Genomic DNA, 18,752 nt, shown 5'->3' with positions numbered 1-18,752 from the left:
TTTGTAACAGTCTCTCTTTTTTTTGCATAAAATTATGAGAATACAAATTTAATAACTTTATTTTAGCCTTAAAGTTAAAATGTAATGGCTAAGATTTTATTGATTGAAGATGATGTTGCCTTTTGTAAATTATTAGAAAAATTTCTAATAAAGAAATTGTATGATGTAACGGCAGTCTTTTCAGCAGAAGAAGCAAAATCCAAAATTAAGAGTGATAAATTCGATTTAATCATTACTGATTTAAGACTTCCAGATTGTGATGGAATTGTGCTTATGTCAGAAATAAAATTGACTCATCCAAATATTCCCATAATACTAATGACGGGATATTCTGATGTGAGTACGGCTGTAAAAGCTATAAAAAATGGTGCTGCGGATTATATTTCCAAACCATTTAATCCTGAAGAAGTTTTATTGGTTATTACCAATGCTTTGCAAATTTCAAATGACAAGGAGCCAAATCAAATTGTCACTACTCAAAGAATTGGAAAACAAAATGTAAAAAAAACTACCAGCGAATTTGTTAAAGGGATTTCTAAAGCGTCCCAAAAACTTGCTGAATACATCCAATTAGTCAGCCCGACAAATATGTCAGTTTTAATTATTGGCGAAAGCGGGACTGGAAAAGAAGTTATTGCAAAAAGTATTCACGAAAACAGTTCCAGAAAAAACACTAATTTCATTGCCGTTGACTGTGGTTCCATTCCAAAAGAATTAGCCGCGAGTGAATTCTTTGGTCATATTAAAGGATCTTTTACTGGAGCAATTCAGGATAAAATTGGTTTTTTTGAAGCGGCAAATGGAGGAACTATTTTTCTGGATGAAATAGGGAATCTGTCTTATGAAAATCAAATTCAGCTTTTGAGGGCTTTACAGGAAAGAAAAATAAAACCCGTAGGTAGTAATAAAGAAATAGATGTAGATATCAGAATCATTACCGCTACAAATGAAGATTTGCGTGAAGCGGTTAAAAATGGAGATTTCAGGGAAGATTTATACCATAGAATCAACGAATTCTCTATTCATTCTCCATCATTAGTCGAGAGGAATGAAGATTTGATGATTTTTTCTGATTTTTTTCTTGAGAAATCAAATCAGGAATTAAATAAAAATGTCATCGGATTTTCTTCGGAGGTTATGACTATTTTTCAAAACTACAGATGGCCGGGAAATCTTCGAGAACTTCAAAATTGTATTAAAAGAGCCACGCTTTTATCGCAAGGTGATTTTATTGAAAAAACGGCACTTCCTATGGAGTTTTTTCAAAATGAAGACAAAAAAACAACCGATTTTTCTTTGTTTGAAAATGAGAAAGAAACCATTCTTGATGCTTTAAATCAAACGAATAACAACAAATCTGAAGCCGCAAAATTGCTTAAAATTAACAGAAAAACATTGTATAATAAATTAAATCGTTACGATATTAATTAGTCTAATTCCTTTTGCAAAAGAGTAAAAAGACTGTCAATTTTATCTTTTAAGTTCTCAGAATGAATTTTAATTACTGCAATTATAAAATCGTCCAGCTCTAATTGATCTAATATGGTGCTGATTTCGTTGGCTTGAATTTGCTTGAACATTGGCCCCATTTTATGAGCGATATTTTTAATCTCAATAAAATTTTCTGCTGAAACTGCCCGATTTAAATTTTCTAAATTTTCTTTGGTGCTTGTAATAAACGATTCTAAAACCTCATTTAAAGCTTCTTTTTCATTGGGCAAAAATGATTTTAAAGCTTTTAAAGAATAAGGCTTGTCTGTTTTTTTAGCATCAGTTCTATTTTTTAATCCAATAGGAATTTCATCATTATTCAAAATTGCGTTTATAATTTTAAGTAAAGTTTTGGGCGAATATGGTTTTCTGACAACGGTTGTGAATCCGGCTTTTCTATAAGTCTCTAAATCCAAATCACTTTTTCCGGTTACCGCTATTACGGGTTGTTTTTGATAATTGGAGTTGGGTGTGTTTTGGAGTTCTTTTAAAAATAAAAAACCGTCCATAACCGGCATTTGAATATCCGTAATTATGAAATCAAAACTGTTATTTTTGACCCAATGAAGCGCTTCGTGTGCATTGTTAAATGGGATTGCATTGAAGTGATGCTGTTTTAAAACTTCTGTTGTCAATTTTAATAAACTCACATCATCATCAATAATAACTGCAGTAAATACTTCTTCTGATGGGTATTTATTTGATTCTTTTTGAATCGCATCGTCAAATTGTAATGGAATTTGGAGCTGAAAAATACTTCCCTTGCCCAATTCGCTTTTCAAACTTAATTCACCACCTAAAATAGCTGTCATTTTTTTAGAGATGGTAAGCCCTAAACCCGTTCCGCCATATTTTTTTTCAATATTTTCATCGGCTTGTATGAATTCTTCAAAAATTAATTGTTGATTTTTTTCTTCTATTCCAATGCCGGAATCTTCAATTAGGATAATTATGGTATTCGTTTCTGAATGAATTTTGGCTCTAATTTTTATGAATCCTTTTTCCGTAAATTTGAAAGCATTCCCAATGATGTTAGACAATATTTGCCTCATTCGAAATGGATCTCCAATGATTCTTTTTTTAAGATTAGGATTAATTTCAATAATCAATTCAATTTGTTTTTGCGTATAAACGGATTGAATGCTGTTCCCAACTTCGTTAATGATGTCGTATAATGAAAAAGGAATTTTTTCTATGGTAATTTTTCCGGCTTCAATTTGAGTGAAATCAAGTAAGTCCTGTACTAATTGTGAAATGTAATCGGAGGAGCTTTTGATATTTTTGGTGAAATACAATTGTTTGGTATCCAAATCAGAATTTCCCAGCAGTTCCGTGTAACCAACAATGGTACTCAATGGTGTTTTTAAGTCATGGCTTACTGTCGAAATAAGTTGTTCTCTGCTTGTTAAGAGTTTTTTAGTTTTTGAATTTGCGACCTCCAATTGTTTTTTATAAGATTGGGTTTTGGAGTAATCATTTAAAATAATAATCAAAAAGAATAAGGTCAGTAACAATCCAATTATTGCGGCTGTGGTAACAATTTGGTTTGTTTTTTTTAGTGAATTTTCTCGGTCTGAATAGCTTTTGGTAGTGTTTTTAATAATTTCGCGTTCGATAATATTGAGTACTTTTCTTAATTGGTCGGATATCGAAAGTTCATTTTGCAGTAGTTTATTTTCTTCCTGATTTAATAATTGTTTCTTTTTAGCGGTTTCTTTTTTTACGTCATTCAGCAAATTTTTGGAAGCCATTAAAATAGAATCCGAAGCTTTTTTACTTAATGTATTGGTGCTGTCATCGGGAATGTTTTGATTCAAATAAGCCACATACTTTTTAAGTACATTTCGCTGGTATTGTCCCATCTCAGAAGGGTATTTTACAAAATCTTCCAATTGAAGTTTTCGCAACGAAGACTCCATTTTTGTCAAATCATCAATAGCGTTTTTTACAGAAGTTTCGTCTTCGGTTTTGTTTTTTATCGTTTTTAGTTGCTGAATGTTTTTAGTTTTTTTGGACAATAAATATTTAACACTATCTAATAAAGTGATTTGATAGGGAGTAGAAACCAATACTTTTAAAGAATCAATATCTGATTTTAAAGCCGCAGTTTTGTTGATGTAATTTTTAAAATCCTCTTCTGATTCGGATTGAATAGCTATTCGGGCTAAACTTTCCGTTTTATGCATATTAGATAGTAAATTGCTCACTTTCAAAATAGTGCTGCTTTCCTCCGTAATTCTCTTTTCTGTTTTAGAAAAACTCTTGTTTTCAGTATATAAAAACCACCCGACGCTTACAAAAAGTAACGCCAGCACCAGGTAACTTATGAAAACTTTTATCGGAATATAACTTTTTTTACTGTCCATTTTTCAAAGATAAAAATTACAAAAGCGTTTAAAGTTAAGTTATTCAAAATGTTTTGATACAAACAAAAAACCCCACTGAAAAGTGAGGTTTTATTTCTTTAAGTTTTAATTTACAAGGTTTCTTTCAGCCATTTAAAAAATTCACCTTGCCAAACCTGAGCATTTTGAGGTTTCAACACCCAATGGTTTTCTTCCGGAAAATACAAGAATCTACTTTTTATGCCACGTAATTGTGCTGCTTGGAAGGCTTCTTGACCTTGTCCAATTGGTACACGAAAATCTTTTCCGCCCTGAATAATTAAAATAGGTTTGTTCCATTTTTCTACTAAAGTCATTGGATTAAAAGTCGTGTAGGCTTTTTGAGCTACAACATTGTCTTTCTCCCAATATGCACCACCAAAATCCCAGTTGGAAAAGAAAACTTCCTCAGTAGTTCCAAACATGCTTTGGGTATTGAAAACTCCATCGTGGGCAATGAACGTTTTGAATCGGTTGTTGTGTATTCCCGCTAAATAGAAAACGGAATACCCACCGTAACTCGCACCAACGCATCCTAAACGGCTGGCATCAACATATTTTTCCATCGCCACATCATCAATCGCTGAAAGGTAATCGTCAATTACTTGCCCACCCCAGTCTTTGCTGATTTGCTCATTCCATTCCACCCCGTGACCCGGCATTCCGCGACGGTTTGGAGCCACAACAATATATCCGTTAGCAGCCATCAGTTGCAAATTCCATCGGTAGGAATAAAATTGTGTCAACGCAGATTGTGGTCCACCTTGACAGTATAAAAGTGTTGGGTATTTTTTTGTGGCATCAAAATTAGGCGGAAGAACGACCCAAACCAACATTTTTTTGCCATCCGTCGTCGTTACATATCTTCTTTCAGTTTTGCTTAGCGCCAAAGAATTATAGGTTGCCGTATTGACATTCGAAAGTTGTTTCCAAGTATTTTTCTTTAAATTATAAGAAAAAATTTCCGCCGCATGATTCATGTCGGTTCTCGTTACAATGATGTTATCACCGGAAAAGCCAACTAAGTCATTGACATCAAAATCGCCAGTGGTGATTTGGCGAACAGTGATTGCTCCCGAAGCTTCGGGATTGGTCAGACCGGGAAAATTAACTTCAAATAATTGTTTGGTTCCGTCTATAGGTGCTACAAAATAGATTTTTTTTCCGTCAGGACTCCAAATAAAATGATCCACGGTTCCATCCCAATTCGCCGTTAAGTTCATTTTCATTCCTTTGAAACTAACCAACAGGTCGTTTTTATCGGCTTCATAACCATCTCTTTTCATTTGCAACCAAGTCAAATTTCCTATCGGAGAAAATTGTGGAGCCGTATCATAACCTAAATTTTCCTCAGTTCTGTTGCTAGTTTTTCCCGTTTCCAGATTGTATTCGAAGATATTGGTGTTGGTAGAAACAGCATAATCCGTTCCTGCTTTTTTCTTGCTTACGTAAAGGATGCTTTTGCTGTCCGGCGACCAAATATAATCTTCGTCTCCACCAAAAGGTTTTTGTGGACTGTCAAAATTTTCGCCTTTCAGAATGTCAATTCCCGTTGCGCCTTCTTTGTTTTCTTTGTAAAAAACATGATTGTATTTACCTTCGTTCCAAGTGTCCCAATGACGGTAATTTAAGCCGTCATAGATTTGAACGTCGGATTTTTCAAGTTCCGGATAAAAATCTTTTCCGTGAACTTTTTCAATTTTTACTTCTTCATTATAAACGATATATTTCCCGTCTGGAGAAACATTTTTATCTTTTAATAATTCTTTAGTATCTTTTACTTCAGTTGGATTTCCTCCATTTACGGGCAAAGTGTAGAATTTTGAGCCCGATTTGTTTTCTTGGACCGAAGGAGTGGTGACTTTATAAACTACATTCTTTTCATCTTTGGAAATACCTAAAGGAGTGACTCTTCCTAATTTCCAGAGCAATTCCGGAGTCATTACATTTTGTGCCATAGCATTTAAACTCATCATTAATAAGGGTATAAGCAGTATTTTTTTCATTGCAATATTTGATTTTTTCTAGCTATAAAATTAGCCAATTTAAATTAATGTTTTTTCGTTTTTAACACTTGCTTTTTAGCCCCGATAGTCCCGAAGTTTCGGGAGAAATCCTTTTATTTTTTTTGTTTAAAAAATAAAAGATTGCTTCACACTACTTTTGTTTTAATTGGAGTTCAGTAAATTTATTTGCAACGGATAGCGGGATTAGCTCCAAAAAATTATTAATTTTATGAAAAATATTTTAACATGGATTTGAGTTATTGGGAGTTGAAAAACTGGTTTACTGATGTCGATTATACCATCGTAGGAAGTGGTATTGTAGGCTTGCATGCTGCTATACGCTTGCGCGAAAGATTCCCGGAAAGCAAAATTCTAGTGTTAGAAAAAGGATTGTTACCGCAAGGAGCAAGTACTAAAAATGCTGGTTTTGCGTGTTTTGGAAGTCTTTCAGAAATCATAGACGATTTAAAATCCCATTCGGAAGAAGAAGTGATTCATCTTGTTCAAAAACGATGGAAAGGCTTGCAATTGTTGCGAAAAAGACTCGGTGATGACGCGATAGATTTCAAACCGTATGGTGGATATGAGTTGTTTTTAAAAGACGATGAAAGTTGTTATAGTGAGTGTGTTGGGAAATTACCATTTATCAATGAAATTTTAAGACCACTTTTTAAAGCTGATGTTTTTGCCAAAGAAGTCGACCGTTTTGGGTTCAGCGGGATACAGGAATATTTAGTTTTCAATCCTTTTGAAGCACAAATAGATACCGGAAATATGATGCAGGCTTTGTTGAAAGAAGCGATTTCTAAAAACATTTTAATTCTAAACCAACAAGCCGTCACTTCTTATTATGACAAGGGAAATGGAGTGGAAGTGGCGCTTGGCGATTTCAGTTTCAATACTAACAAAATACTTTTTGCTACCAATGGTTTTGCCAATGCATTGACAAATGGAGCGGTAAAACCTGCCAGAGCCCAGGTTTTAATCACAGAACCGATTAAAAATTTAGACATAAAAGGGACTTTTCACTTAGATAGAGGCTATTATTATTTCAGGAATATTGGCGACAGAATATTATTGGGTGGAGGAAGAAACCTCGATTTTGAAACTGAAAATACAACTGAATTTGGGCAAACAGAAATCGTCCAAAATAAATTGGAACAATTATTAAAAGAAGTAATTTTGCCTCAGCAGGATTTCCAAATTGCACACCGTTGGAGTGGGATTATGGGTATTGGCAACAGCAAGAATCCAATTGTTTCACAACTGTCCGATAATGTCTATTGTGGCGTTCGATTGGGCGGAATGGGAGTGGCAATAGGAAGTTTAATTGGAACAGAATTAGCAGATTTAGTATAATGGCAACGAAAATAACACCAAGAAAATCAAGACAACCCGTTAAAAAAGAACCGACTTCTTTTATGAGCAAACTAACACGTTTTTTATTCAAAGTTTTTTTATGGTTCCTCGGACTTTCTTTGTTTTTTGTGGTACTTTTTAAATTTGTTCCGGTTCCATTTACGCCTTTAATGGTGATTCGCGCCATTGAAAATAAAGCTGCCGGAAAAGAAGTTTTTTTCAGTCACGACTGGGAACCAATTGAAAATATCTCTATGAATCTTCAAAAAGCCGTAATCGCCAGCGAAGATGGAACGTTCTTGAAACACAATGGTTTTGATTTTGTCGCGATGCAAAAAGCATATAAAAGCAATGAAAGAGGCCGAAGAATAAAAGGTGGAAGCACCATATCACAACAAACAGCCAAAAATGTATTTCTTTGGCAAGGCCGAAGTTATTTGAGAAAAGGACTTGAAGCTTATTTTACGGTTCTCATTGAAATCATTTGGGGAAAAGAACGCATCATGGAAGTGTATTTAAATAGTATCGAAATGGGAAATGGTGTTTATGGGGCACAAGCGGCTGCAGAACATTGGTACCGAAAAGATGCTTCCAGCCTCACGCCGATGCAGGCAGCAGGAATTGCAGCGATTTTACCCAATCCAAGAAAGTATTCGGCGACTAGTTCTTCTTCATATATCAACAGACGAAAAGCTAAAATTGTCCGTGTGATGCGAACCGTTGGAAAAATAGATTATTCGAAATAGTTGTCTTTTATTATAAAAATAAAAAAACCGTAAAGTCTTACTTAAAAGATTTTACGGTTTTTGTTTGTGGAGAATATCGGATTCGAACCGATCACCTTCCCGAACGCTTTCGGGACACTCTATTCAGATGATTCTTTTGATATTAAAAATTCAATATATTTTCTACTTTTCTACTTTTTGATTTCCATTTCTCTTTGTACAGCCAATGAGCGTGAATCAAAACTTTCAAAATAAACCATTATCCAATCTTTAGCCACTTTTGTGTAAGTACTTCTACTATTTAAATGGTCATTAAGTCTATTTTCAATATTTTCACAGGAACCAGTGTAATATTTGTCTAAAGTATTAGAGAAAATGATATAAGTATAAAACATATGCTTCAAAATAAAAAAGCCTCACATCTCTGTAAGGCTTGATTTTACTGGTGGAGAATATCGGATTCGAACCGATCACCTTCCCGAATGCTTTCGGGACACTCTATTCAGATGATTCTTTTGATATTAAAAATTCAATATATTTTCTACTTTTCTTCTTTTTGATTTCCATTTCTCTTTGTACAGCCAATGAGCGTGAATCAAAACTTTCAAAATAAACCATTATCCAATCTTTAGCCACTTTTGTGTAAGCACTTCTGCTATTTAAATGATCATTAAGTCTGTTTTCAATATTTTCACAAGAACCAGTGTAATATTTGTCTAAAGTTTTAGAGAAAATGATATAAGTATAAAACATAGGCTTTAAAATAAAAAAGCCTTACATCTCTGTAAGGCTTGATTGTCAATTTGTGGAGAATACCGGATTCGAACCGGTCACCTCTTGCCTGCCAGGCAAGCACTCTAGCCAAATGAGCTAATCCCCCAATATTATTTATAAGTAATTAAGAACTTCGAACCAATCGCACTCCCGAAAGCTTTCGGGATACTCTAGCCAAATGAGCTAATCCCCCAAACGTGTTCGCAAATATAACATATAAATTTTCCAAAAAGCAAATTTCAAAATACAAATCTATTCTATTTGAAAAAATGCCAAATCCTACTTTACTTTTTTTAACTTTACATCAAAATCCCCGCTATGGTATCAGAAAACCCAACAGGTTCGCTCTTCACAACAATTGAAAATAAAATCGCAACCCTTTCATTTGGTCACCCTTCAAGCAATTCTTTTCCAAGAGAATTGTTAGATCGTTTAACGAATGAGTTCGCTGTTTTGAGTTCAAATCCAACTGTTTCGGTGATTGTTATACAAAGCGAAGGCTCTGGAGCTTTTTGTGCAGGCGCTTCTTTTGATGAACTTTTGGCCGTTTCGGATGAAGCCGCAGGAGCCCATTTTTTCTCTGGATTTGCGCATTTAATCAATGCAATGCGTTCGTGTTCCAAGCTTATTGTGGGTCGTGTTCACGGAAAAGCAGTTGGCGGAGGAGTAGGAATTGCTTCTGCCTGTGATTATACCTTAGCTACAAAAAACGCTTCAATAAAATTATCAGAATTGGCAATAGGAATTGGTCCGTTTGTGATCGAGCCCGTAGTTTCTAAAAAAATCGGAAAGACAGCAATGGCCGAAATGACCCTTGCAGCTCACGAATGGAAAACTGCTGATTGGGCCGCAGCCAAAGGATTGTACGCCAATACTTTTGAAACCCTCGAAGAACTGGATGCCGCAATAGCTGATTTCAGCGCTAAATTATCCAGTTATAATCCCGAAGCTTTACTGGAAATGAAAAAGGTTTTGTGGGAAGGAACGCAACATTGGGATACATTGTTGTTAGAACGCGCTGCTATTTCGGGTAAATTGGTGTTGTCTGATTTTACCAGAAAAGCGTTGTCCCAATTCAAAAAATAATTTTTTCAGGACTTATTCTGAATCTATTTCCTGCTGTTCACTATATCTTTTTATAAGGTCAAGAAAAATCACCTTATAAAAAGGATATCTCCCGAAGCTTCGGGATCATCAGGGATAGGCCTCAGTGTAATCCAAATTATTTTTTTTCCATTATAAAATTAAGGTTCATTAAGACCTTAACTTAATTTTTCTTCATTTCTTAATGGTTTAACTATTACATTTTTTATGCTTACTCGGGTTTTAATTCCTTAAAATCGTTTGCCCCACATTTACATCCCATTTCTCATATCAATTTGCTAAATTTGTATCAAAATTAAACTCCGATGAGCAATATCAGAATTACAAAACAATTTAGTTTCGAAACCGGTCACGCCTTATACGGTTATGACGGGAAATGTAAAAATGTTCACGGACATAGTTATAAATTGTCAGTAACGGTAATTGGAACACCAATCACAGATCGTTCCAATGTGAAATTTGGAATGGTGATTGACTTCACGGATTTAAAGAAAATTGTAAAAGAAGAAATTGTAGATCAATTTGACCATGCGACAGTTTTTAACGGAACGACGCCGCATATCGAATTGGCAAATGAATTGATGAGCCGCGGACACCATGTTATTTTGGTAGATTACCAACCAACAAGCGAAAACATGGTCGTTGATTTTTCTCAAAGAATTATCAGCCGATTACCGGAAGGAATCACGCTTTTTTCCTTAAAATTACAAGAAACCGAATCTTCTTTTGCAGAATGGTTTGCTAGTGATAATATGAAATCCATACTGTAACTTCATGCAATTACCCCATAATAAAAAAGTATATTTCGCCTCCGATCAACATTTTGGCGCACCAACAGCCGAATTGAGTTTTCCTCGAGAACAAAAATTCGTGGCATGGCTCGACGAAGTTAAAGGCGATGCCGAAGCTATTTTTCTGTTGGGTGATTTATTTGATTTTTGGTTCGAATACAAAACCGTAGTCCCAAAAGGATTTATTCGTGTTTTAGGCAAACTCGCTGAAATCCAAGACAGTGGAATCCCCGTTTATTTCTTCGTGGGAAATCACGACTTGTGGATGGAAGATTATTTTCAGAAAGAACTGAATATTTCCGTGTTTCATGACAATCAAGAATATACTTTTGGAGATAAAACATTCCTTATTGGCCACGGCGACGGAAAAGGTCCTGGTGATTTAGGTTACAAACGAATGAAAAAGATATTTACAAATCCGTTTTTCAAATGGCTTTTTAGATGGCTTCATCCTGATATTGGCGTGAAACTGGCGCAATATCTTTCCGTAAAAAACAAACTGATTTCTGGTGATGAAGATGTAACTTTTCTTGGCGAAGACAACGAATGGCTGATTCTTTATTCCAAAAGAAAATTAGAAACCAAACACTACAATTACCTTATTTTCGGACACCGTCATTTGCCTATGAAAGTAACCGTAGGAGAAAATGCCGAGTATGTGAATCTAGGTGACTGGATATCATATTTTACCTATGGCGTTTTTGATGGTGAGAATTTTGAGATTAAAAAGTATTAAAATCATCATAAAAATTAAATTATGAAAACTGACAATAAAGTATCTAAATTCTTTTTTTTACTTGGCTCAATATTGCTACTAATGGGGCTGTTATCTGTAAACTTAGATGATTTTTCATTTGAAATTAATAAAGGACCATATAGAAATATCATCCTTGGAGCTTTATTTTTAATGATTGGCTTGTACAAAGTTTACAAAGAGAAAAATACCAATCAGATTAAAGAGTAGTTAGTTGAACAAACTCGACACAATTATACATTCAAATTTGTTATGCTGTAAGCTTCTTTCAAGAGAGGTGAGAGTATTTCGTTTGTGTTTATAAAAAAAAGGTTAAATGATATTTAGCAAATCCCTAATTCATTCCCTCTCCAAACAAATAATCATCCAAATTTATTTTAAACAAAGTGCCTTCCACCAAGTCTTTTACGGCATCTAACTCTTCCATGGAAACAGCCAAATCAATTTGGGAACAAGGTGTTTTTAGTAAAAATTTGTGGCATTTGTTTTTCAGTTCACAATCGTCGCAGCATTTATTTTGGGTATAGCTGTCCTCAATACATCGCTTAAATAGTTGCAGTTCTTGTTTGGTAAAATAAAAACCCATTTCTCTAAAAACAAGTTGGACTTTGTCCAATACTACATCATTATCTTTTCTCCAGTAAAAAGCAGTGCCTAAATTGTTATGATATATTTGTTTTATTTCTTGCATGTGTCATCAATTTGAAGCAAATATAAGTATTATTTATATTTATTCTAAATAATAAAACATAAAAAAGACATAAAAAAAGTCGGTAAGTAATCTTGAGATTAATTTACTGAAGGATAGTAAGAAGTGTTTTTTCTAGAAAAAAACTATTTATAACTCGCTCTTTTCGTGTTCTTCAACATCTTTTTGCAAGTCCAGTTTTCTAAAAGTAGGCGATATGGCTCCGGTAATAAACACGGTAATCAGTGTCATGCTTCCGCCAAAGACCACTGCGCTAACAGTTCCCATCAGCTTAGCAGTTAATCCGCTTTCAAAAGCACCCAATTCATTGGAAGAACCCACAAATATAGAATTCACGGCTGCAACACGGCCTCGCATGTGATCAGGAGTCTTCAATTGCAAAATAGTTTGGCGTATCACCACCGAAATTCCATCGAAAACACCACTTAAAAATAAAGCGGCAACAGACAGCCAAAAAATAGAAGAAAGTCCAAAAACGATAATACAAATCCCAAACGCAAAAATAGCCGACAGCAGTTTCATACCTGCATTTTTAGTAAAAGGAATGTATGCGGAAATAATCAGCATCAAAAAAGCACCAACAGCAGGGGCAGCTCTCAAAACACCAAATCCCTGCGGTCCCACTTTCAAAATATCCTGTGCAAAAATGGGCAATAACGCGACGGCACCACCAAAAAGAACGGCAATCATATCCAACGATAAAGCGCCTAAAATCGTCTTATTGTTGAAAACAAATTTCACGCCTTCTTTCAAGCTTTCCATAATGGGTTCACCAATTTTTGGATTCAAAATAGGTTTTGTTGCTATACGGGTTAAAGCAATCAAAGCTAAAAGTGAACATCCCAAAACGATGGACATGGACCAATGAACACCAATCCAATTGATAGAAAAACCGGCTACTGCTGGCCCTAAAACCGAACTTATTTGCCAAACGGAACTGCTCCAAGTGGCAGCATTGGGATATAATTTTTTAGGAACAATTAACGCTAAAAGAGAAAATATCGTCGGGCCAAGAAAAGCACGTACCAATCCTCCTAAAAAGACGAAAAAGTAAATGGAATATAAAATAGTTTGGGTAGAAAAATCTTTGATGAAAGGGGGCCACGTGAATAAGAACAAACCCAAACTGATGATTGAAAACCCTAAAATACATTTGAAAAGCAATCCTTTTTTCTCCTTTTGATCCACAATGTGACCGGCAAATAAAGCCATCGAAATCGCTGGAATAACTTCCATTAATCCGATGATTCCTAATGATAACGGATTTTTGGTCAAACTATATACTTCCCATTCAATGACAATAAACTGCATCGACCAGCCAAAAACCATGGCAAAACGTAATAGTAAAAAAATATTAAATTCTTTATAACGCAGTGCCGAATAAGGATCGTTTTTTTTCATAACAATATAATCATTCTTTAATATCTCGCAATCGCAATTGCAAACTTAATTTACCTTTCCATTCGTTTTCATCGATGCAATACACCGTTTGAAAAGGTTTTTGATGAGTAGTCAGTTCCATTTTGTTTCCCAAATTAAATCCAATTGCAGCGATGCCTTCGGAGTTATTTTGTTTGACAAAAAGTTTTAAATGTTCATCTTCTTGCCCCATAGGTTTTCCATAACCAGTGTCTTTGATGTTTTTAGTTAGGAAAATTGGGGTCATATTTTGTGGTCCGTACGGTTCAAATTGTTTCAGAATTCGGATTAATTTTGGTGTGATATCAGCAAAATCAATTTCGGCATCAACTGCAATTTCTGGTGTCAACATGTCCGGATGAATGGTTCTTTCTACTTCTTGTTCGAAAGCCTCTTTGAAGATTTGATAGTTTTCTTCCTTCAACGTCATTCCTGCGGCATACATGTGACCACCAAATTGTTCCAAATGTTCGGTACAGGCTTCGAGTGCATTATAGACATCAAACCCTTTTACGGAACGTGCTGAAGCGGCATATCTATCGCCACTTTTTGTAAAAACAAGTGTCGGACGATAATAGGTTTCAATCAATCGAGAAGCGACAATTCCAATCACGCCTTTGTGCCAATCTTCTTGAAAAACTACAGAGGTAAAACGTTCTTTTTCGTTGTTTTCCTCAATTTGTTTTAATGCTTCTTTGGTGATTAATTTGTCTAAATCTTTTCGCTCTGAATTATACGCCTCGATTTCAGAAGCAAATTGTTGGGCTTGCTCAAAATTAAATTCGGTTAACAATTCGACCGCATGATTGCCGTGTTTAATGCGTCCAGCGGCGTTTATTCTGGGTGCGATGATGAAAACAACATCGGTAATATCTAAAGTTTGTTTTTTTATTTGGTGAATGATGGCTTTGATTCCTGGTCTTGGGTCAGAATTGATTACTTGCAATCCAAAATAAGCCAGCACCCGATTTTCTCCAGTCATTGGAACGATATCAGCAGCAATCGCAGCTGAAACTAAATCTAAATATGGAATCAAATCATCGATAGTTTCATTTCGGTTTTGGCCCAAAGCCTGAATCAATTTGAAACCTATTCCACAACCACATAATTCATCATAAGGATACGTACAATCGTCTCGTTTAGGGTCGAGAATAGCAACAGCTTCGGGTAAAAATTCTCCCGGTCTGTGGTGGTCACAAATGATAAAATCGATGTTTCTTGCTTTGGCGTAAGCCACATGATCGATGGATTTTATACCGCAATCTAAAGCAATTATAAGTGAAAATCCATTGTCATCAGCAAAGTCAATTCCTTTAAATGAAATTCCATAGCCTTCATCATAACGATCCGGAATGTAGGTCGCCACGTTCGGATAATAGGTTTTTAAATAGGAAGAAACTAGTGAAACTGCAGTGGTCCCATCGACATCATAATCACCAAAAACAAGAATATTTTCCTCGTTTTCAATCGCTTTTTCAATTCGGGTTACTGCTTTTTCCATATCTTTCATCAAATATGGATCGTGCAAATCCTCTAAACTCGGGCGAAAAAACCTTCTGGCATCTTCAAATGTTTCAATACCGCGTTGCACTAATAAAGTGGCCACAAAATCTTCTACATTCAACGCTTTCGCCAAATGTTGTACAGTCTCCTCGGAAGGTTTTGGTTTTAAGGTCCAACGCATAGTGATTTGGTATTATAGAATTGTGTTAGGAATTTTGTTGGGTCGAGCACATTCTAGACTAACTGATTTGTCTCGACTGCGCTCGACCTGACAGCGAATTTTAATTTTTATTTCAACACTAAAGCACTTCCGTAAAAGGCAATTCCATCCCAACCGGTTTTCATAAAATTCCTAATGTTTTGATGATCTGTTCCGTTTGGATTTTGTAAAACATCTTCGTAATAATAGGCTCCAAAACAGGCTAGTGTTTCTGCTTCTGATAAGTTTTGAATTTCGGCGAACGAAAATAATTTGCAAGATCCTGAATTTTCTCCTGCTGCATTGTGTTGCAAACCATTCTCAAATGCTGTGGGTGTAAAGTCGTAGTTTTCTTCGATAGTAGCAATGGTTTCTGAAAATACTATCGCTTCAGGTGTTTGTTTTAATTTCTCTAAGAAAGCGGCTATAGTCATATTGATTTTCATTATTTAGAATTGTGAGGCAATTGTTTTCGCGGCAAAAATAGCGCCATCCATATAACCAGGGTTTTGATTGGCTGTTTCAGCTCCGGAAACATATAATTTTTCGTTTAGTAACGGTGTTTTAAAAAGGGAATGTCCGTTGTTTTGGTGGGCTAATACGAGTTGCTCATACGGTTCAAATGTAAGTGGTTCTTCCCTCCAAACGTTCTCATAATAGCATACATAATCGGTAGCCTCTGGCCCAAAGAAAGTAGTTAATTGTGCAATCACTTTTTCTTTACGTTCCTCTAAGGAAAGGACTGCGGTTCCACCATTTAGGAATCCTTTCAGCGCAAAACCGGAATTATCGGCGGTGCTGTGGTCGTACATTTCCTGAATAATACTAGATTGACTGAATAATGTTCCAGAATAGTTATTCTGTTTCCAAAAAGGAGTTTTATATTCCATAGCAAATTTTATGGATTCGCCCATCCAAGTATGCGTTTTTTTGGCTAGTTGTGTAAAATTGTCGGGTAATTTGGGTTCAAAAAGCACCGAGTTTACCAGCAAATTAGGTGGAATAGTGCTGATTACTTTATCGGCTGAATAGGTATTTCCTGCTGCATCTATTACGATTAATTGGTTATTTCCCTCTTTTATCCCCGTTATTCTAGTTTGTGTTTTGATATGTTGTAGACCAATCTCAGAGACTAATCTATCAATTAGTGTTGCAGTTCCGCCTTCAATGCGAAAAGAAGGTTCTTCGGAATCTGAGATTTCAAATTTTTGCGGCGGCACAAAAGACATCGTTTCAAATAATGAAAAGCCCTTTGTATGTTGTCTAAAATAAGGGAGTTCTAAAGTTTGAAGTACCTCCAGAAGATGCAGGTGTTGGTTTCCAAACCAAGTCGCACCCATTTCCATAGTGACAGCTGTTGTTCCGGTTATGGTTTTTATGCGGCCCCCAATTCTGGTATTAGCCTCCAATATCAGAACTTCTATCCCCTTTTTTTGAAGTAAAAAAGCAGTGTAGAGTCCACAAAGTCCCGCACCAATTACAATAACTTTTTCCTTTTTCATTATTATTCTTCAGCTGAGAATTTAGATTTTTTAGGTTCTTTGGTTATTGGTTTTCCACCTACAACCACAACAATTTCTCCTCTCGGAGCTATTTTTTCAAAATGAGTCAAAACTTCTCGTACCGTTCCTCGAACATTTTCTTCGTGTAATTTTGATAATTCTCTACAAACACAAATCGGTCGCTCTTCACCAAAATAAGTAATGAATTCCGATAAAGTTTTTACTAATTTATGCGGTGAAACATATAAAATCATTGTACGCGTTTCTTCGGCTAAGGCCAAATAACGGGTTTGTTTCCCTTTTTTGTCAGGCAAAAACCCTTCGAAAACAAATTTATCATTAGGTAAACCACTGTTGACTAATGCCGGAACAAATGCTGTTGCACCGGGCAAACATTCAACTTCAACTCCATTTTCAACACAAGCTCTAGTCAATAAAAAACCGGGATCTGAAATGGCAGGCGTTCCTGCATCTGAGATTAAGGCGATATTTTCTCCTGCTTTTAAACGAGAAATTAAATTCTCTACGGTTTTGTGTTCGTTGTGCATATGATGGCTGTACATGTGCGTGCCAATTTCGAAATGCTTTAACAGTTTTCCACTCGTACGCGTATCTTCAGCGAGAATCAAATCGACTTCCTTAAGAATCCGAATCGCTCGAAAAGTCATGTCTTCGAGATTGCCAATAGGCGTAGGAACGATGTATAATTTTGACATAGATAAAATAATTGAATACAAATTTTATAGAAAATTTGTATTTGTTCAAATGTATATTCAGAAAAAATTCAAGGAAATTTACAAGAATTTTTTCTCTATAATATCCATAAAACGTTCTTCATAATCCTGTTTTCCTTCCCAGTTGTTATAGTCCGGTTTTACCATTTCCTGAATAAAATCTCTGGTTTCGTAGAAGGTATCAAACGTGATTAGTTGATTTAAAACGCGGTTGTAGTCTTCGCTGCTGTTTCCAAAAAGGTGTTTTATAAAAGCAATGCGGTCATTCAAATCGATATTGATTCCTTTGGCTAGTTTTTCGTTTAACGAAACTGTTTTTGGCTCAACGGCTTCCTCTTTGACTGGTACTACTTTTTCTTCCTCTGCAATAATTTCTTTTGGAGTTTCGATTACTACTGCAGTAGGAATATTTTCAATTTGTTGCACTTTTACAAACTGTGTGTCATGGTAATTTCCGCCCAATAAATCTTCGAAAGAAATTTGTACCGGTTCCATTTTCTTTGGTACTTCCAGTTCTGTTTCTACTTCCTCTTCTTGTGATAATTCAAAAGCCGGAGTGAATGGAACTGTTTCAGGTTCTGAAGTTTCTTCTTCCTCAGCAATTATTTCTTCCTCAATGATAGGTTCTTCCTCAATAATTGGTTCTTCTTCTTCCGCAGTTACTTCTTCATTAGAAATTGTTTCTTCCAAAGGCGTTTCAACGGTTTCTTCTTCCGCAATACTCGTTTCAGATTCATCAGTAGTTGCTGTTGTTTCTTCCAAAGGAGCTTCAACAGTCTCTTCTTCCACACTACTTGTTTCAGATTCAGATGCATCAACAGTTGTTGGTTGTTCCAAAGGCGTTTCAACAATTTCTTCGGTAATAGTTTCTTCGACTATAGCTTTAATTTCCGGTTGAACTGATTCTGTTTTATCAAAAATAGATTCAATTTTTTGTTCCACTTCAGCTGCGCCAATAGTTGGTTTTGCCTCACTAAAGTGTTCGTCTACAAATCGTAAGACAGAAAGTTTTTCATATAATTTCTGCGTTTCCAGATATAATTGATTGATGTCAGATTTATTTTTTAGTTGTAATACTCTGTGTGCAATGCTGATTAAATCGGCTTCCAATTTTTTTTTCATAACTTTTGAAATTATAGTGTGTTAGGCGGGTCTTTTTTATAAATGTCTTCCTAGTTTTTGTTTAGGATAAGGAAGAAGGAACCTTTGCTCGCGTTATTTATTTTTTAAATAAGAGCTCGCGAATCTCCGATTTAATAAAAATGTTATACTTTTGAAACGACGTAAAAGTATAAAAT

At 35.4% G+C, this 18,752-nt stretch carries 18 protein-coding genes and 1 tRNA gene; 7 read left to right on the top strand and 12 right to left on the bottom strand.

The features are described 5' to 3' along the window. Positions 1-84 precede the first annotated feature (84 nt). On the top strand, positions 85-1,431 hold the full coding sequence (locus ACXX80_RS04125; RefSeq protein WP_458552136.1) for a sigma-54-dependent transcriptional regulator: 1,347 nt from the start codon (positions 85-87) through the stop codon (positions 1,429-1,431). Here the strand turns inward: ACXX80_RS04125 and ACXX80_RS04120 are convergent. Further along, positions 1,428-3,857 (bottom strand): hybrid sensor histidine kinase/response regulator, encoded by a 2,430-nt coding sequence (locus ACXX80_RS04120; RefSeq protein WP_458552135.1) that lies wholly within the window; start codon positions 3,855-3,857, stop codon positions 1,428-1,430. The genes ACXX80_RS04125 and ACXX80_RS04120 overlap by 4 nt on opposite strands. 110 nt (positions 3,858-3,967) lie before the next feature. Next, positions 3,968-5,881 (bottom strand): S9 family peptidase, encoded by a 1,914-nt coding sequence (locus tag ACXX80_RS04115; RefSeq protein WP_458552134.1) that lies wholly within the window; start codon positions 5,879-5,881, stop codon positions 3,968-3,970. Positions 5,882-6,127: 246 nt separating this feature from the next. Here ACXX80_RS04115 and ACXX80_RS04110 point away from each other — a divergent pair, with 246 nt between their 5' ends. After that, a complete protein-coding gene (locus ACXX80_RS04110) occupies positions 6,128-7,240 on the top strand; it encodes an NAD(P)/FAD-dependent oxidoreductase (RefSeq protein ID WP_458552133.1) in 1,113 nt (370 codons plus the stop codon). Beyond that, on the top strand, positions 7,240-7,986 hold the full coding sequence (gene mtgA, locus ACXX80_RS04105; protein WP_458552132.1) for a monofunctional biosynthetic peptidoglycan transglycosylase: 747 nt from the start codon (positions 7,240-7,242) through the stop codon (positions 7,984-7,986). Before ACXX80_RS04110 ends, mtgA begins: the two co-directional genes overlap by 1 nt. A gap of 170 nt (positions 7,987-8,156) precedes the next feature. Here the strand turns inward: mtgA and ACXX80_RS04100 are convergent, their stop codons facing one another. The 3 genes from ACXX80_RS04100 to ACXX80_RS04090 form a co-directional block, all read right to left on the bottom strand. Next, entirely contained in the window at positions 8,157-8,360 is a 204-nt protein-coding gene (locus tag ACXX80_RS04100) for a GIY-YIG nuclease family protein (RefSeq protein WP_458552131.1), read from the bottom strand. A 103-nt stretch (positions 8,361-8,463) separates the two neighbouring features. Next, complete coding sequence (locus ACXX80_RS04095; protein WP_458552130.1) at positions 8,464-8,718, bottom strand: GIY-YIG nuclease family protein; 255 nt, start codon at positions 8,716-8,718, stop codon at positions 8,464-8,466. Between the two features lie 53 nt (positions 8,719-8,771). Then, positions 8,772-8,845, bottom strand: a tRNA-Ala gene (locus ACXX80_RS04090). A gap of 212 nt (positions 8,846-9,057) precedes the next feature. On the opposite strand from ACXX80_RS04090, the gene ACXX80_RS04085 reads away from it, so the two are divergent. The 4 genes from ACXX80_RS04085 (at position 9,058) to ACXX80_RS04070 (ending at position 11,598) form a co-directional block, all read left to right on the top strand. After that, positions 9,058-9,825 (top strand): enoyl-CoA hydratase/isomerase family protein, encoded by a 768-nt coding sequence (locus ACXX80_RS04085; protein ID WP_458552129.1) that lies wholly within the window; start codon positions 9,058-9,060, stop codon positions 9,823-9,825. 323 nt (positions 9,826-10,148) lie between these two features. Next, positions 10,149-10,613 carry a 6-pyruvoyl trahydropterin synthase family protein gene (locus tag ACXX80_RS04080; RefSeq protein WP_099714184.1) on the top strand — a complete coding sequence of 155 codons (465 nt, stop codon included), beginning with the start codon at positions 10,149-10,151 and terminating at the stop codon, positions 10,611-10,613. A gap of 4 nt (positions 10,614-10,617) precedes the next feature. Further along, the gene (locus ACXX80_RS04075) at positions 10,618-11,370 is read left to right on the top strand and encodes a UDP-2,3-diacylglucosamine diphosphatase (RefSeq protein ID WP_458552128.1); all 753 of its coding nucleotides are present in this window, start codon (positions 10,618-10,620) and stop codon (positions 11,368-11,370) included. A 21-nt stretch (positions 11,371-11,391) separates the two neighbouring features. Beyond that, entirely contained in the window at positions 11,392-11,598 is a 207-nt protein-coding gene (locus ACXX80_RS04070) for a hypothetical protein (RefSeq protein ID WP_458552127.1), read from the top strand. A 124-nt stretch (positions 11,599-11,722) separates the two neighbouring features. Here the strand turns inward: ACXX80_RS04070 and ACXX80_RS04065 are convergent, their stop codons facing one another. From ACXX80_RS04065 to ACXX80_RS04035, 7 genes are all read right to left on the bottom strand, one after another. Further along, complete coding sequence (locus tag ACXX80_RS04065) at positions 11,723-12,079, bottom strand: hypothetical protein (RefSeq protein WP_458552126.1); 357 nt, start codon at positions 12,077-12,079, stop codon at positions 11,723-11,725. A gap of 147 nt (positions 12,080-12,226) precedes the next feature. Then, positions 12,227-13,498 carry an MFS transporter gene (locus ACXX80_RS04060; RefSeq protein ID WP_458552125.1) on the bottom strand — a complete coding sequence of 424 codons (1,272 nt, stop codon included), beginning with the start codon at positions 13,496-13,498 and terminating at the stop codon, positions 12,227-12,229. Positions 13,499-13,508: 10 nt separating this feature from the next. Next, positions 13,509-15,200, bottom strand: coding sequence for a single-stranded-DNA-specific exonuclease RecJ (gene recJ / locus ACXX80_RS04055; protein WP_458552124.1), 1,692 nt, complete (start codon positions 15,198-15,200; stop codon positions 13,509-13,511). A 107-nt stretch (positions 15,201-15,307) separates the two neighbouring features. After that, positions 15,308-15,652 carry a HopJ type III effector protein gene (locus tag ACXX80_RS04050; RefSeq protein WP_315209683.1) on the bottom strand — a complete coding sequence of 115 codons (345 nt, stop codon included), beginning with the start codon at positions 15,650-15,652 and terminating at the stop codon, positions 15,308-15,310. Between the two features lie 15 nt (positions 15,653-15,667). Then, a complete protein-coding gene (locus ACXX80_RS04045) occupies positions 15,668-16,720 on the bottom strand; it encodes a flavin monoamine oxidase family protein (protein ID WP_458552123.1) in 1,053 nt (350 codons plus the stop codon). A 2-nt stretch (positions 16,721-16,722) separates the two neighbouring features. Continuing rightward, a complete protein-coding gene (gene rsmI / locus ACXX80_RS04040; RefSeq protein WP_315209508.1) occupies positions 16,723-17,436 on the bottom strand; it encodes a 16S rRNA (cytidine(1402)-2'-O)-methyltransferase in 714 nt (237 codons plus the stop codon). Between the two features lie 78 nt (positions 17,437-17,514). Continuing rightward, positions 17,515-18,576 carry a DUF8457 domain-containing protein gene (locus ACXX80_RS04035; RefSeq protein ID WP_458552122.1) on the bottom strand — a complete coding sequence of 354 codons (1,062 nt, stop codon included), beginning with the start codon at positions 18,574-18,576 and terminating at the stop codon, positions 17,515-17,517. Positions 18,577-18,752: the final 176 nt, after the last annotated feature.

It is taken from the genome of Flavobacterium sp. GNP002 (assembly GCF_054343795.1).
The sequence above is the reverse complement of the archived record's forward strand: the minus strand, read 5'-3'. Positions and strand labels throughout refer to the sequence as shown.